Raw genomic sequence first — 14114 nt, 5'->3', positions numbered from 1 at the left:
GAGGATCATGATGATGCATCGCTTTATGAAGAAAGCCGCAATCTCCCTGCTTGCGCTGCCCTGCCTGGCAATGGCGGCTTCGGCGCATGTCACGCTGGAAGTGCGCGATGCGAAAGCCGGCGCGCCCTACAAGGCGGTGCTACGGGTGCCGCATGGTTGCGACGGCACTCCGACGCTGAAGGTGAAGGCGCAAATTCCGGAGGGCATGATCGCCGTCAAGCCGATGCCGAAGGCCGGCTGGCAACTCGAGACCGTGAAAGGGCGATATGCCAGGACCTATGCCTATTATCATGGCGCGCAATTGTCGGAGGGCGTGAAGGAAATCATCTGGACCGGCAAGCTGTCCGACGCGCATTACGACGAATTCGTGTTTTCAGGTTATGTCGCTGCCGAACTGCCGGCGGGCAAGCTGCATGTGCCGGTCACGCAGGAATGCGAGAAAGGCGAAGCGCGCTGGAGCGAAATTCCGGCGGCGGGACAGCATGCGCATGCGCTAAAATTTCCGGCGCCGTCGCTTACCATTCTGGTGCAGGCAGTGGAGAAGACGCCGCAGAACGTCAAGTTCGGCGCGCTGACAGTCGAGGCGCCGTGGATAAGGGCGACGCCCGGCGGCGCGAAGGTCGCCGGCGGCTATATGAAAATCACCAACACCGGCCGGGAGCCCGACCGGCTGGTGGGAGGCAGCATGGAGGCCGCCGGCCGTTTCGAGGTGCATGAAATGGCCATGGACAACGGCGTCATGAAGATGCGCCACCTTGCGAAAGGCCTTGAGATCAAGCCGGGAGAAAGCGTCGAACTCAAACCCGGCGGTTATCACCTGATGTTCATGGATCTGAAGCGCGGCCTGAAGGAAGGCGAAACGGCGAAGGGCACGCTGGTTTTTGAGAAGGCGGGAACGATCGAGGTTCAATACAAGGTCGGGCCGATCGGCGGCGGCGCGCCGGCGGCGGGCGGCCACTCCGGTCATTGACGACACCAGGCCGATCCCGCTGCAGATTCAACGGGATCGGCCGTCGTTTCACGTGACAAAATTCCTATAAGCCTTGTCGCTGCGCCGAAGGTAGCGCACGCCGAACAGCGTGTTGTTCCGGTATTCCTCGGCTGTCTCCGGGGGCCCCTCGCGCGAGCGACCGAAATTCCGCGCGGTATTGAGACGGTGTTCCGGCCGGATTCTGCCTCTGTCATGCTCATAGAACATGCGATCCTCGGGCCGCGAGTGCGTCTTCCTCGCGGTGAGGTTCGGATATTCGCCGCGTTGCTCGCAGGTAGAAGATTGGGGGCTTGCAGAGCGGGGGCGTGGAGGCGCGACCCATCAGTTTCACGACTACATTGGGTGGATTTCGGTTCGTACGGGTTTCGCTTCGCCCAAACCAACCCTCAATTTGTCGTCGTCACCGCAGCCGTTCGATCAGCGCCATCGCCGCCGCCGGCATGCGCACTTTCGCTTCGTGGATGAAATACACAAAGACATCGCGCGGCTGCTTCGCAGGCTTTGACTTGGCGTCGATGACCGGCAGATCGTCCGGCGCGCCGCCCTTGGCCCAAAGCTGCGCGCGCTTCGCCCAGGCGTCGAGCGCCTTCGGCGGATAGCCGGAGGTGAGCTTCTCCTGGCCTTTCTGCAGGCGCGCATAGACGAAATCGCCGGTGATGTCGGCGATCGCCGGATAGGTCGCGTGTTCGGAGAACACGACCGGCATATTAAATTTGCGCAAGAGGGCGATGAAGTCGGGCGTGCAGAAACTGTCATGCCGCACTTCAACAACGTGACGGAGTTTCTGTTTGCCGATTTTGGGAGGCAGCAATTCAAGAAACTTGCCGAAATCGGCGGCGTCGAATTTCTTGGTCGGCGCGAACTGCCAGAGCAGGGGTCCGAGCCGGTCGCCGAGTTCTGCGATCCCGGACTCGACAAAACGCTTAACGGAATCTTCGGCGTCCGCCAGCACACGGCGATTGGTCGCGTAGCGCGGTCCTTTCAGCGAGAAGATGAAGCCGTCCGGCACCTCGCCCGCCCATTTCCTGAAAGTCGCGGGCTTCTGTGTGCTGTAGAATGTGGAGTTGACCTCGATCGAGGTCAGCCGTTCGCCTGCATAGCGCAGTTCCTGCGCGTGCGGCAGTCCTTTCGGATAGAACACGCCGCGCCACGGCTCGTAATTCCAGCCGCCGATGCCGGTATAGATATGCCCTTGTTTTGCTGACATGCGTCCTCCGTGGCGCCATTCAGCCGCGAAGAATGGCACGCGTCAAATGGACGGTGGGTATGGTCAGTTTGATTTTCTTTTCAGCTTGGGGTGCCTTGACGCCCAATCTGCCCCAATCTTAGCCGCTTCCGGGTTGGCGGCTGAATATCTCTATGCCGTATTCGGCGACGTCCAGACCAGGTCGTGCAATAATGTTTTCACGGACGTCTGCTATATGCATGACCACGACGACGTGACATGCAGGTTGTGCGCGCCGGTCTGAACTACAAGTTCGACTGGGGCTACGGCAAGGGGCCGTTCAGGGCAACATATTGAGCGGGCGAACATCAGGAACGTCACAAGGACCGGACTTTCGACCAGCTTGTATTTGACATGCACAGCGAAAATGGCACACGAGGCTGACCTTCACATCCGTCCGATGCGACCCGGCGAAGTTGCCATCGCCGTCGATTGGGCGGCGACGGAGGGCTGGAATCCCGGTCTTGGCGATGCGGCCTGCTTTGCCACCGTCGATCCCGACGGTTTCCTGATCGGCGAGATCGACGGCGCGCCGGCTGCGACCGTCTCCTGCGTCAACTACGATGCGCGGTTCTCATTCCTTGGCTTCTACATCGTTCGGCCCGATCTGCGCGGACGAGGCTACGGCTTGCGGATCTGGAGTGAGGCGACCGCCCATGCAGGCGCGCGCGTGATCGGTCTCGACGGCGTGGTCGCGCAGCAGCGCAATTACGAAAGGTCCGGCTTTGTGTATGCCTATGCGAATATCCGCCATGGCGGCACCATACGTGCCCCGGCTGCCGCACCACGCGAAGGCATCGTTGCTCTCACCGACGTGCCGTTGGACCATATCGCAGCGAGCGACGCGACGGTCTTTCCGGCGCGCCGGCCGGCCTTCCTGCGCAGTTGGGTTGGCTCTGCCGGACATATCGGTCGCGCATTGATACGAGACGGCATACTTGCGGGGTGGGGTGTCATCCGCCCGTGCCGCACCGGCTTCAAGATCGGGCCGCTGGTCGCCGACGATCGTGGCGCAGCCGAAGCGGTGCTGCTCGCGCTGCTCACAGCGACGGGAGGCGGCGACATCTTCCTTGATGTTCCGGCTATCAACAAGAAGGCGGTCGCACTGGCAAAGGCGTTTGGTCTCGCGCCTGTCTTCGAGACCGCGCGCATGTATACGGCACCCGTCCCGCCGCTTCGGATCGACCGCGTCTTCGGCGTCACCACCTTCGAACTCGGATAAGAGCGGCGCTCATCCGCTTGCGCGGCGGGCGCGAATCTACTGCGATTCATCCACGCTGATTTAGCGGTGAGGCATAGCGTTCGAAAATAATCAATTGAGAAAAATCTCTTTCAAAGGCCGCGCTGAGACAATCACATCAATGTGAGCCGCCGCGCTCATGACGGCCAGATATGCGGGACATTGGATAATCCCGTGATCTCCGACAGTTGTAATGCGTTGGGCATGATGTAGGCCTTCTTTGCGTCGATTACCGCTTTCGACGTAGCCTGTTTTGAATTGATTGATCGACGCCTTCAGCAAACAATTCAGCACATTTCTACGAGATGTGACCAGCGGTACACCGCGAGGTCAGCTATTGCCGTCATCCACGAATGAAACATTTCGGTCGAGACGCATCAAGCTGAAGGAGCAGGGATATGCCTAGGAAGCTCATGCTGACGCTCAGCATGCTGACGGCCTTCGCGCTTGCATCAAGTGCGATAGCGCAGGATCACCCACGAGCCGTCACGGAAGAGGAGGCGCGCGCCATCGGCGTCGACGCTTATCTTTATTTCTATCCTCTGGTCACGATGGACGTGACCAGGAAGCAGTTCACAAACATGGAGCCCGGCAAGGTGCCCGGCCGAGGCCCGATGAATGCGTTCTGGAGCATGTCATCATATCCACCGGCGACCGACAAAAGTGTCGTGCGCTACAACTTCGACACGCTCTATTCCGCGGCATGGCTCGATATGAACAAGGAGCCGATGGTGGTGTCGGCGCCCGACACGAATGGCCGCTACTATCTTCTGCCAATGCTGGACATGTGGAGCGACGTGTTTGCCTCACCCGGCTGGCGGACCACCGGCGCGCAGGCGGGCAATTTTCTGGTAACCCCGCCCGGCTGGAGCGGCACCGTGCCGTCAGGAATGGCGCAGATCAAGGCGCCGACTCCCATCGTCTGGATCATCGGCCGCACCAAGACGGACGGCCCGTCCGACTACGGAGCCGTCAACACGATCCAGGCGCAATACAAGGTCACGCCGCTGTCGCAATGGGGCAAGCCGCCGGTGCCGGTGACCGCAATCATCGATCCGGTCGTGGACATGAAAACGCCGCCCAAGGTTCAGGTGGACACCATGCCGGCGGACAAGTATTTCGCCTACGCGGCCGAACTGATGAAGACGATCCCGCCGCACGTCACCGACGAACCGATGATGGCGCAATTGGGCAAGATCGGTTTCGAGCCCGGCAAGAGTTTTGAGGTTGAGAAACTTGATCCTGTCGTCCGCAAGGCCCTGACCAGCGCGCCGCAGGAGGCGCAACGGCTGATGGAGTGGAAAATGCCGACGGTCGCGCGCGTTGCCAACGGCTGGTCGATGAATACCGACACCATGGGCGTGTATGGCAATTACTATCTGAAACGCGCCATCGTCGCCAAAGTGGGTCTTGGCGCGAACCTGCCCGAGGACGCGATCTACCCGATGAACCTTGCCGATGACCTCGGCCGGCCACTCGACGGTGCCAACGTCTATGCGCTCCACTTCGACAAGGGAAGCCTGCCGCCGGCAAATGCCTTCTGGTCGATCACGCTTTATAATTCCGATGGCTTTCAGGTGCCGAACCCGCTCAACCGCTTCAATCTCAGCAGCTGGATGCCGCTGAACTACAACGCCGACGGCTCGCTCGACCTGTATTTCCAGAACGAGAATCCTGGACCAACGAAGCAGGCGAATTGGCTTCCGGCGCCGAAAGGTCCGTTCAACCTGCTGATGCGGCTCTACGCGCCGAAATCGGAGGCGCTCACCGGGAGGTGGAATCCGCCGGCCGTGACACGCAATCACTCTCTTACCGGCATGGGGGCTGAATAGTTACGCAGCCTTGATGACAACTGAAAAGGCCCGGGATCTCCCGGGCCTTTTGCATCGCGTGCGTGCGATCGTCGCTATCCGCCGCAAGCGAGGAGCGACCTTGTCATCGCCCGACCGTGCCTCAAGCGGCGGCCATGATCGCGCTGACATTCTCCGGCGCGAAGAACGTTGCCGGCGATATGGTCCCGGCGTTCATCCGCACGAATGCGTCCATGGCGTTGCGGTTGCCGTGGATCGCGCCAAACAGTTGCTGCATCTCTGGCGGCGGGGGCTCGAGCGTCGCCAGCTCGCAGGTGAAGTCGTACATGGCCTTGACCCGCGCGTCACGCGTGCGCTGGTACTCACCCATCGCGGTGTCGAACAGCCGCCTTCCGGAAAAGGCATCGTCGAGCGCGGCCGCGCAGAGCTCGGCGTCATGGAAGGCATCCATGATTCCCTGCCCGGTAATGAAGTCCCTGTTGTAGCCCGCATCGCCCACCAGCGCCCAGCCGGGGCCGAAAGGCTTGCGAAAGTAGTTTTTCACGGCCGCACCGGCGAAGGGCGCCTCCCGCCTGGCGCCGCGCAAGCGCTGAGCGAAAGCCGGCGCGAGCGCGATCGCTTTCAGGTAGTTTCCCTCGATGTCTCTCTTGATCTCCGCGAGTTCCGCGTAGGGCCATCCGACAATGACCAGCGTCAGGTCTTCGTGCGTTGGAACGGCCGCAAATCCACGTCTCTCGCGGATATAGGTTTCGAATCGGCCGTCCATCGGCAGCCCGCGCCAGTAAGTGTAATATGCGGCGAGGAGCGGGGGCTTCTCGTCATAGTGTTCGGGTTGGACTGCTTCGGCCACAAACGAGCGTCTGCCATCGGCGCCGACGACAATCTGAGCGCGCTCGACCGCGGAGCCGCCATGCTTCGAGCGACCCTTGATGCCAACCACACGCCCATCCTCGATCAAGACCTCCTCGACGCCAAAACCTTCGCGGATCTCCGCGCCGGATTGAGCCGCGGCGTCGACCAGCAGCTTGTCGAGTATCGTCCGCCGCGGGCAGTAGGCGACCGGTGCTTCCGCTGTCCCTGGCGCGCCGGCAATCGTGAAGGGGCCAAAATCGAAGGCATAGGTGTGGATCGGCGGGCACCCGGTCGTGGCCAGTCGGTCGAGAAGGCTCCATCTTGCCAAGGCTGCTGCGCCGAGGGGGTGCAGGATGTGCGTGGACACCGTGTCGCTCGGAAAGGTTGCGCGGTCGACCAGGAGGACCCGATAGCCCTTTCGAGCCAGCAACATCGCCGTCGGTGACCCGGCACAGCGTGCGCCTACGACTATTGCGTCGAATGGTTTGGTCATGCGGTTTCTCCCCTTTGTGACAAGCGGGTGTCATCAAGCGCACAACAGTGTGCGCGGCGGTTTGATCCGCCATTCCGCGAACGGAAAGTCCGGAAGGGCTAGCGTTTATGAGCGGAGAAGTTTGTGAGCCGGTTCACACAGAAGAGGCGGGCCTTTATCGATCGGAAGAAGCGTCCGTTTCTGAACCAATTCAGATGAGATGCGCATTGCTGTCGAGGGGCGTGATCGCGCCGACCGCCCGCAGCTGTTCAGTCAAGACATCACACCCCGCGCTACGCAGCAGATGACTCGCGATTGGTGCGGCAGCCATGACGGGCGGATGCGTCATGGGATGGGCAAGCATAAAAACCGGGCGAGGACCGACTCTACAGTGAAGCAGTCCTTGGCCCGACGACTGGCGCCGCTACCGCCGGCCACAGGTTAAAGAAGAACACGAAGATGATTGCTGTGATCCAACCGTAGATCATGCTTGCTATCAGACCGTAGATGAAACTGCCGAGCGTCAGCAGCGTGAAGTTCGGGAAGAAGGCCGGCAGCAGCGCATGACCCTTGAGGTCCGGATTTGTGAGCCAAAGAAATACGCACAGGACGTAAACAACCTGAAACAGCATGCAGGTTGCAAACATTGTCCGAAGATAAGGCAACTTTGTCATTGTCACCTCCATCACGACACGATGTATCACACCGTTTTGCACATACCTTGTGCCGGTCCTTGTGCCGACCGTCATGATGGCCGCTGCGCTCATTGACACCTGGCCCGGCGGCCGCTGACCTCATTGTGCGGTCGGGGCCTGTCCCGGCTGCATTTGTGCCTGCATGACCTGCATCATGCCTTGCATCATCTGCATCATTCCCTGCATCACCTGGGCATTCGCAATCATCGCGCCCTGCTGCATCGAGCCTGCCGGCATCTGCCCCCGCTGCATCTGGCCCTGCATTGCGCCGGACTGCGCCTGACCCTGCATCATCGGGCAGTTCATCATTCCGCCCGGCATCATGCCGCCCTGCATCATCTGCTGCGGGCTCATCATGTGAGGCGAGGCGCCTGTGGTCGTCGTTTGTCCAGGGGCTGCGCTTTGGCGGACGGCAAGTTTTGCAAGAGTTGCGTTGTCGGGCTCGCCCGTGACCGGCAGGTGATGCTGCGTCTGATATGTTCTGATCGCCGCACGCGTTTCCTCGTTCAGAACGCCGTCAGTCTTCACCGCAATGCCCTGCTTGTTGAGGGCCTCCTGCAGCGCCTTGACGGTGGCTTCAGGAACGGCCGTTGTTGTGGATGCGGCGGGCGATTGTGTCTGGGCAAAGGAAGCGGTCGGGAACGTTGCAAGGGCGGCTGCAACGGCTGCAAGCGCAACTGCGCCGAAGTACATTGCTTTGAGTGACGGTTTCATCATCGTTCTCCTGATCGGCTTATCCGACGTTCGGGCCTGCACTCAGCTCTCGTCGGCAAGCGGGAGCGAGGAACGCCGTCGCTGCGGCGGTCGCTTTTGTAAACCGCGTGGAATGATGTTGATGGCATCGCGCTGTCTCAGCGCCTCCGCGATGCGCAACAAGTCGATTTTTCTGTTTGAGCACGTGCCGGCCAAGGGGCACCAGGACTGCCAATTGCTATAAGCGGAGACTTCTGTGCGTCGCCGTTTTGGGCAGATCTCGGTTCAAGCGCGTGCTTGAGCTGTGCGCGAACGTACGTCGTTTCCGAGTCGAATGACAGGGGAAAGACCGGCTCCACAAGAATGTGATCGAAAGGCGCCGTTGAGAGCGCAATGCATGCCGAACGAAGAAACCGCTTCGCGCGGCCGGTATTTGCGATCCCGCCGAACCGTCACATCCCGCAATTCCACATCCAGCCGATCGGCGTCGAGGTCCAGCACGGGCCGAAGCTGCCGCCGTTATATTGCCCGCGATAGAAGCCGGGCCTACCGAAGCCGTAATAAACGCGGCCGTCCCAGTCGAAATAGCGCGGCTCCGAGAACACTTTGTCGCGCCGGCGCTCGCGTGCGTTGCGCGGATAGCCGGGCAGGAACCCGTACCCCTTCCACACATGCTTCTTCACGATGACCTTGGTCGGCTTTTTCTTGCCGGCCGCCAGTGCGTCATGCGCGGGGATGGTCATGGCGAAAGAAACAGCGGCTGCCAAAAACACTCTGAATGACATTCTCAAGAGACCTCGGCTTTCACTTGTCTGTCGCGATCAGAACCGTGACTGGTTCCCGCTGGCTGCTTCACTTGCCAGCCTGATAAGCTTCCATGCGTGCGCGCAGATCCTGGGGGATTGGGCGGGGAGCGCCGTCATCAAGGGAGATCATCACCAGCGTCGATACCGCCTCAAGCCGAAGATTGCCTTCGACGGTGCCGATAAAGCGCAGCCGGAAGGACGAGTTGCCAATATGCTCCAGCTTGACCGCCAGGGCAATTTCATCGCCGAGCCGTGACGGTTTCAGGAAAGTGCATTGAGTCGTGGCGGTGGGAGTGCCGAGCCGACGTTTGTTGATCAGGTCGGCATATCGTTGCTGCAAGGCATGGGTGAACCACTCCTCGACCACGGCCTGCAGCATCTCGAAATAGCGCGGAAAAAATACATAGCCCGCCGGATCGGTATGGGTGAACCGGACCGGCAAGCGCAAGGTGAAAAGTGGCGCGGCCCCGTCATCCTGACTTGTCATCATGAACCATCCTCCAGTCGCTTTGGTTATTCAGTCTGTACGTCATTGCCTGATCAAGCCTGCAGGCACGGCCGCCATCTGCTTGCTCCGTCTCTTCCGGGGAAAGGCATGAACAAGGCGGTGAAGTCTTCTCTCAGATTGCGTAGTTCAATGGAGAAGGCATAGCAGATTGTAGGCAGGGCATCAGTGCGTTGCACCAATGCCCACCGCAATGAACGGTGGGCTTTGCTGCGCTCAGCCCACCCTACGAATACACGAAACAAAAGGGGCCGCGTGAGCGGCCCCCTTCAAACCTCGTATTCGCGGCTGGATCAGAAATCCATCCCGCCACCGAAGTCGGGCTTGCCCGACTTCGGCACTTAAAGAAGTCGGTCGGAATGGACTTAAAAGTCCATTCCGACCATGCCGCCGGCCGCCCGAAATCGGCGAAGCCGATTTCGGAATCGTTGCGTTCGCCGGGCGGCGGCAAAACAAAAGGGGCCGCGTGAGCGGCCCCTTTCAAACCTCGTATTCGCGGCTGGATCAGAAATCCATCCCGCCCATGCCGCCGCCCGGCATCGCCGGAGCGGCCGCCTGCTTCTTCGGCAGTTCGGCGACCATGGCTTCGGTCGTGATCAGAAGGCCGGCGACGGACGCGGCATTCTGGATCGCGGCGCGCACGACCTTGGTCGGGTCGATGATGCCCTTGGTGAGCATGTTGCCATACTCTGAGTTCTGGGCGTCGAAGCCGTAGGAATACTGATCCTTCTCCAGGATCTTGCCGACGATGACCGAGCCGTCTTCGCCCGCATTGTGGGCGATCTGGCGGGCCGGTGCCTGCAGGGCCTTGCGCACGATGTCGACGCCGGTCTTCTGGTCGTCGTTATGGGTGCGCACGCGCTTCAGCGCCTCGGTGGCACGGAGCAGGGCGACGCCGCCGCCCGGCAGGATGCCTTCCTCGACCGCGGCTCTCGTCGCATGCATCGCGTCATCAACGCGATCCTTGCGCTCCTTCACCTCGACCTCGGTCGCGCCGCCGACGCGGATCACCGCGACGCCGCCCGCGAGCTTGGCGAGACGTTCCTGCAGCTTCTCGCGGTCGTAGTCCGAGGTGGTCTCCTCGATCTGCGCCTTAATCTGGTTCACGCGCGCCTCGATGTCGGCCTTCTTGCCGGCGCCGTTGACGATCGTGGTGTTCTCCTTCTCGATCATCACCTTCTTGGCGCGGCCGAGCATGGCCAGCGTCACATTCTCAAGCTTGATGCCGAGGTCTTCCGAGATCGCCTGGCCGCCGGTCAGGATCGCGATGTCCTGCAGCATGGCCTTGCGGCGGTCGCCGAAGCCCGGCGCCTTCACGGCGGCAACCTTCAGGCCGCCGCGCAGCTTGTTGACGACGAGGGTCGCCAGCGCTTCGCCTTCCACTTCCTCGGCGATGATGACCAGCGGCTTGCCGGTCTGCACCACGGCCTCGAGCAGCGGCAGCAATTCCTGCAGGCCCGACAGCTTCTTCTCATAGACAAGGATGTAGGCGTCGTCGAACTCGACGCGCATCTTGTCGGCGTTGGTGATGAAGTAGGGGGAGATGTAGCCGCGGTCGAACTGCATGCCTTCCACGACATCGAGCTCGGTCTCGAGGGACTTCGCTTCCTCGACCGTGATCACGCCCTCGTTGCCGACCTTCTTCATGGCCTCGGCGAGGAACTTGCCGATCTCGGTGTCGCCGTTGGCGGAGATGGTGCCGACCTGGGCGATTTCCTCGTTCGAGGTGACCTTCTTGGAGTTGGTCTTCAGATGCTCGACGACGGCTTCGACGGCAAGATCGATGCCGCGCTTCAGATCCATCGGGTTCATGCCGGCCGCGACCGACTTGGCGCCTTCGCGCACGATGGCGTGGGCGAGCACGGTGGCGGTGGTGGTGCCGTCACCGGCGAGGTCCGAGGACTTCGAGGCGACTTCGCGCACCATCTGCGCGCCCATATTCTCGAACTTGTCTTCCAGCTCGATTTCCTTGGCGACCGTCACACCGTCCTTGGTGATGCGGGGCGCGCCGAAGGACTTGTCGAGGACGACGTTGCGGCCCTTCGGGCCCAGCGTCACCTTGACCGCATTTGCAAGAGTGTCGACGCCGCGCAGCATCTTCTCGCGCGCTTCGACGGAAAACTTGACGTCTTTAGCTGCCATGTTTGTGATCCTCTAAATCGGTTTGGCCTCAGGCGGCCTTCTTCTTGGCGGCGCTGCCTTCCAGCACGCCCATGATGTCGCTCTCTTTCATGATGAGGTAATCGACGCCATCGAGCTTCACTTCGGTGCCGGACCACTTGCCGAACAGGACATGGTCGCCGACCTTGACATCGAGCGGAGTGAGCTTGCCGGTTTCGTCACGGCCGCCAGGACCCACGGCGATTACTTCGCCGGTCTGCGGCTTTTCCTTCGCGGTGTCAGGAATGATGATGCCGCCGGCGGTTTTTTCGTCGGCATCGATGCGCTTGACGACAACGCGGTCGTGAAGCGGACGAAACTTCATGGGATCCTCCTAAGATTTTGAAGAGTCTGCAATTTCGGAAACGGAAGACGGGCTGGAAGCCCGTCTGGCCGCGGATTTAGGCGCGGCTTGACCCTGCGCAAGAGGGTTTCGCGGAATTTTTAGCACTCGTCAAGGGTGATTGCTAGTAGCCGTAACCATCTCGCGGGAGCGTTAACACGAGTGTCAGCAATCGCGCCCGGATGCTGCTAACGCCTTGATTCTAGGAACTTTATTTACTTTTTTTGCTTGAGATAAGCGAGCCGCGGCGAAAGACTTATAGCGCAATCAGCTCTGAGGATTCGCATGATTTCGGAAGATTTTCGGCGACAGGTTAACGGCTACGGCCTGACCACCGCACAGATCCTGTATCGGCGTCCCGACCATCCCTGGCTTCTGCAGACCTATGTCTGGCAAAGCTACGATCTTTGCCCGGATTTCCCCGAACTGCAGGGCTTTCTCGACTTCTGGCAAAAGTCGCTGGAAGGCATCCTGCATTCAGTGACGATCGCGCATTCACGACTGATCAAGCCGGCGGAATTGAAGGCGGTCGACGGCGTCTTCCGGCTACACTAATAGCCGCAGGCAGATCGCACCATTATACCGGACGTTCTGCGCTGGCGATTCACCGTTGATTCAATCTTCGCATTCTAGCGTGGCCTCACGTCACCGACGCTTGAGGCCCTATCATGGTCGCCATCACGACGCTGACTGGACTTGCGCTGCATACCGGCGGCAGCGCCGCGCATCCTGCGCGGCCGCCTGCGGCAGAGACGTCTGCTGCGGCCGACACGCCCGCCACCATCGTCACCTTGTCCGACCGCGCACAGCAACTCGTGGCCGAAGCGAAAGCGGCGCAGAAGGTCGGTGACATTTTCGCGCTGGCCAACGGCGTCGCCGCCAGCGGCGCGGGCACGAAGACGCACGCGCTGATCGCGCACGATGTACAGACGAATGACGGTCTTTATATCGTCTGGTCCAGCGTGCGTTAGCTCCTCAGAATGAGGCGAGTCAGTTTTCAGTAGAGCACACCCACAATCGCCCCGATCACGCAGGTCGCGAGCGTGCCCGAGACAATCGTCTTCGGCCCGAGCGAGACGATCTCGTCGCGGCGCTCGGGCGCCATTGCGGTGAGCCCGCCGATCATGATGCCGAGCGAGCCGAAATTGGCGAAGCCGCACAGCGCGTAGAGCATGATCAGGCGCGAGCGTTCGCCGAGCGCGTCGGGCGGCAGCTTGGACAATTCCACATAGGCGATGAACTCGTTGAGGATGGTCTTTATCCCCATCAGCTCGCCGGCAGTCACCGCCTCGCGCCAGGGCAGGCCCATCAGCCAGCAGACCGGCGCCATGACGAGGCCCAGCATGCGTTGCAATGTCACCGGCGCTCCGCCGATGTCGGGAACAAGACCCAGTATCGCATTGGCGAGATGAACCAGCGCCACCAGCACCAGCAGCATGGCGATGATATTGAGCAGAAGCTCAAGGCCGACACTGGTGCCTTTGGCAATGGCGTCCATGGTGCTCGTGGCGATGGGCGGCAATTCGTCCAATTGGGCGCCTGTGCTCTTTGTGCGCGTCTCCGGCACCATCAACTCGCTGATCAGGATGGCGGCAGGGGCACCGAGCACCGAGGCGATGAGCAGGTGTCCGGCGACGTCGGGAATGAGCGGCTTGAGGATCGTGGCGTAGAGCACCAGCACGGTGCCGGCGATGCCGGCCATGCCGCCGGTCATCACGATGAACAATTCGGCGCGGGTCAGCTTCGCCATGTACGGGCGGATGAACAGCGGCGCTTCCACCATGCCGACGAAAATGTTGGCGGCGGTGGACAGTCCGACCGCGCCGCCGATGCCGAGCGTGCGCTCCAGCACCCAGGAGAAACCGCGCACGATGGGCGGCAATATCTTCCAGTAGAACAGAATGGTGGTGAGCACGCTCATCACCAGCGCGATCGGCAGCGCCTGAAAGGCGAGTATGAATTCGCCGCCGGGAAATTTGGGCTCGAATGGAAGTGGCGCGCCGCCGAGATAGCCGAAGACGAAGCTCGTGCCGGCGCGGGTCGCCGCCGCTATGGCATCGACCGCGCCGTTGGCGGCTGCGAAGGCCGCGCGCGCCGGCGGCACTTTCAGCAGCAGGACGGCGAGCAGGACTGTCAGCGCGAGGCTGACGCCCACACGCCGCCAGGACACCGCAAATCGGTTCTCACTGATCAGCCAGCCAACGGCCAGCAGGACGGCGACGCCCGCCAGCGACTGCAAGATCTGCATCCTCTCCCCCGGGCCAAAAATCCCGAGGGGCAGCATAGCCGTTCGGCGCAATCCGAGCCCGAACTCTTTGCCG

14 protein-coding genes are annotated in these 14114 nt (G+C 61.2%); 5 read left to right on the top strand and 9 right to left on the bottom strand.

What is annotated here, in order from left to right; genetic code table 11:
• The first annotated feature begins 10 nt into the window (after positions 1-10).
• Positions 11-970 (top strand): DUF1775 domain-containing protein, encoded by a 960-nt coding sequence (locus RO009_19225; GenBank protein MDT3687165.1) that lies wholly within the window; start codon positions 11-13, stop codon positions 968-970.
• Between the two features lie 421 nt (positions 971-1391).
• On the opposite strand, the gene RO009_19220 is transcribed toward RO009_19225, so the two are convergent.
• The gene (locus tag RO009_19220; protein MDT3687164.1) at positions 1392-2198 is read right to left on the bottom strand and encodes a DUF72 domain-containing protein; all 807 of its coding nucleotides are present in this window, start codon (positions 2196-2198) and stop codon (positions 1392-1394) included.
• A gap of 385 nt (positions 2199-2583) precedes the next feature.
• Here RO009_19220 and RO009_19215 point away from each other — a divergent pair, with 385 nt between their 5' ends.
• On the top strand, positions 2584-3438 hold the full coding sequence (locus RO009_19215) for a GNAT family N-acetyltransferase (protein MDT3687163.1): 855 nt from the start codon (positions 2584-2586) through the stop codon (positions 3436-3438).
• Positions 3439-3854: 416 nt separating this feature from the next.
• A complete protein-coding gene (locus RO009_19210; GenBank protein ID MDT3687162.1) occupies positions 3855-5288 on the top strand; it encodes a DUF1254 domain-containing protein in 1434 nt (477 codons plus the stop codon).
• A 121-nt stretch (positions 5289-5409) separates the two neighbouring features.
• Here the strand turns inward: RO009_19210 and RO009_19205 are convergent, their stop codons facing one another.
• The 7 genes from RO009_19205 to groES form a co-directional block, all read right to left on the bottom strand.
• Positions 5410-6612, bottom strand: a complete 1203-nt coding sequence (locus RO009_19205) for an NAD(P)/FAD-dependent oxidoreductase (GenBank protein ID MDT3687161.1) — start codon at positions 6610-6612, stop codon at positions 5410-5412.
• 365 nt (positions 6613-6977) lie between these two features.
• Complete coding sequence (locus RO009_19200; GenBank protein MDT3687160.1) at positions 6978-7265, bottom strand: hypothetical protein; 288 nt, start codon at positions 7263-7265, stop codon at positions 6978-6980.
• Positions 7266-7385: 120 nt separating this feature from the next.
• The gene (locus RO009_19195; protein MDT3687159.1) at positions 7386-8000 is read right to left on the bottom strand and encodes a peptidoglycan-binding protein; all 615 of its coding nucleotides are present in this window, start codon (positions 7998-8000) and stop codon (positions 7386-7388) included.
• Positions 8001-8431: 431 nt separating this feature from the next.
• Positions 8432-8764: a hypothetical protein gene (locus RO009_19190; GenBank protein ID MDT3687158.1), complete on the bottom strand. Its 333-nt coding sequence runs from the start codon at positions 8762-8764 to the stop codon at positions 8432-8434.
• Between the two features lie 67 nt (positions 8765-8831).
• Positions 8832-9275: a thioesterase family protein gene (locus RO009_19185; GenBank protein MDT3687157.1), complete on the bottom strand. Its 444-nt coding sequence runs from the start codon at positions 9273-9275 to the stop codon at positions 8832-8834.
• A gap of 519 nt (positions 9276-9794) precedes the next feature.
• Complete coding sequence (gene groL / locus RO009_19180) at positions 9795-11432, bottom strand: chaperonin GroEL (GenBank protein MDT3687156.1); 1638 nt, start codon at positions 11430-11432, stop codon at positions 9795-9797.
• 28 nt (positions 11433-11460) lie between these two features.
• On the bottom strand, positions 11461-11775 hold the full coding sequence (gene groES / locus RO009_19175; protein ID MDT3687155.1) for a co-chaperone GroES: 315 nt from the start codon (positions 11773-11775) through the stop codon (positions 11461-11463).
• 303 nt (positions 11776-12078) lie between these two features.
• Between groES and RO009_19170 the strand changes: the two genes are divergently transcribed.
• Positions 12079-12348, top strand: coding sequence for an usg protein (locus RO009_19170; GenBank protein MDT3687154.1), 270 nt, complete (start codon positions 12079-12081; stop codon positions 12346-12348).
• 113 nt (positions 12349-12461) lie between these two features.
• Positions 12462-12764, top strand: a complete 303-nt coding sequence (locus tag RO009_19165) for a hypothetical protein (protein ID MDT3687153.1) — start codon at positions 12462-12464, stop codon at positions 12762-12764.
• 26 nt (positions 12765-12790) lie between these two features.
• Here the strand turns inward: RO009_19165 and RO009_19160 are convergent, their stop codons facing one another.
• Complete coding sequence (locus RO009_19160) at positions 12791-14041, bottom strand: nucleoside transporter C-terminal domain-containing protein (GenBank protein MDT3687152.1); 1251 nt, start codon at positions 14039-14041, stop codon at positions 12791-12793.
• Positions 14042-14114: the final 73 nt, after the last annotated feature.

This window comes from Pseudorhodoplanes sp. (genome assembly GCA_032027085.1).
Lineage (GTDB): Bacteria > Pseudomonadota > Alphaproteobacteria > Rhizobiales > Xanthobacteraceae > Pseudorhodoplanes.
This window is presented reverse-complemented; position numbering and strand designations above follow the sequence as displayed.

Excerpts from the sequence above, each read along its gene's own strand:
- RO009_19225 (MDT3687165.1), top strand. The coding sequence starts at position 11 with ATGATGCATCGCTTTATGAAGAAAGCCGCAATCTCCCTGCTTGCGCTG.
- RO009_19220 (MDT3687164.1), bottom strand. The coding sequence starts at position 2,198 with ATGTCAGCAAAACAAGGGCATATCTATACCGGCATCGGCGGCTGGAAT.
- RO009_19215 (MDT3687163.1), top strand. The coding sequence starts at position 2,584 with ATGGCACACGAGGCTGACCTTCACATCCGTCCGATGCGACCCGGCGAA.
- RO009_19210 (MDT3687162.1), top strand. The coding sequence starts at position 3,855 with ATGCCTAGGAAGCTCATGCTGACGCTCAGCATGCTGACGGCCTTCGCG.
- RO009_19205 (MDT3687161.1), bottom strand. The coding sequence starts at position 6,612 with ATGACCAAACCATTCGACGCAATAGTCGTAGGCGCACGCTGTGCCGGG.
- RO009_19200 (MDT3687160.1), bottom strand. The coding sequence starts at position 7,265 with ATGACAAAGTTGCCTTATCTTCGGACAATGTTTGCAACCTGCATGCTG.
- RO009_19195 (MDT3687159.1), bottom strand. The coding sequence starts at position 8,000 with ATGAAACCGTCACTCAAAGCAATGTACTTCGGCGCAGTTGCGCTTGCA.
- RO009_19190 (MDT3687158.1), bottom strand. The coding sequence starts at position 8,764 with ATGTCATTCAGAGTGTTTTTGGCAGCCGCTGTTTCTTTCGCCATGACC.
- RO009_19185 (MDT3687157.1), bottom strand. The coding sequence starts at position 9,275 with ATGATGACAAGTCAGGATGACGGGGCCGCGCCACTTTTCACCTTGCGC.
- groL (MDT3687156.1), bottom strand. The coding sequence starts at position 11,432 with ATGGCAGCTAAAGACGTCAAGTTTTCCGTCGAAGCGCGCGAGAAGATG.
- groES (MDT3687155.1), bottom strand. The coding sequence starts at position 11,775 with ATGAAGTTTCGTCCGCTTCACGACCGCGTTGTCGTCAAGCGCATCGAT.
- RO009_19170 (MDT3687154.1), top strand. The coding sequence starts at position 12,079 with ATGATTTCGGAAGATTTTCGGCGACAGGTTAACGGCTACGGCCTGACC.
- RO009_19165 (MDT3687153.1), top strand. The coding sequence starts at position 12,462 with ATGGTCGCCATCACGACGCTGACTGGACTTGCGCTGCATACCGGCGGC.
- RO009_19160 (MDT3687152.1), bottom strand. The coding sequence starts at position 14,041 with ATGCAGATCTTGCAGTCGCTGGCGGGCGTCGCCGTCCTGCTGGCCGTT.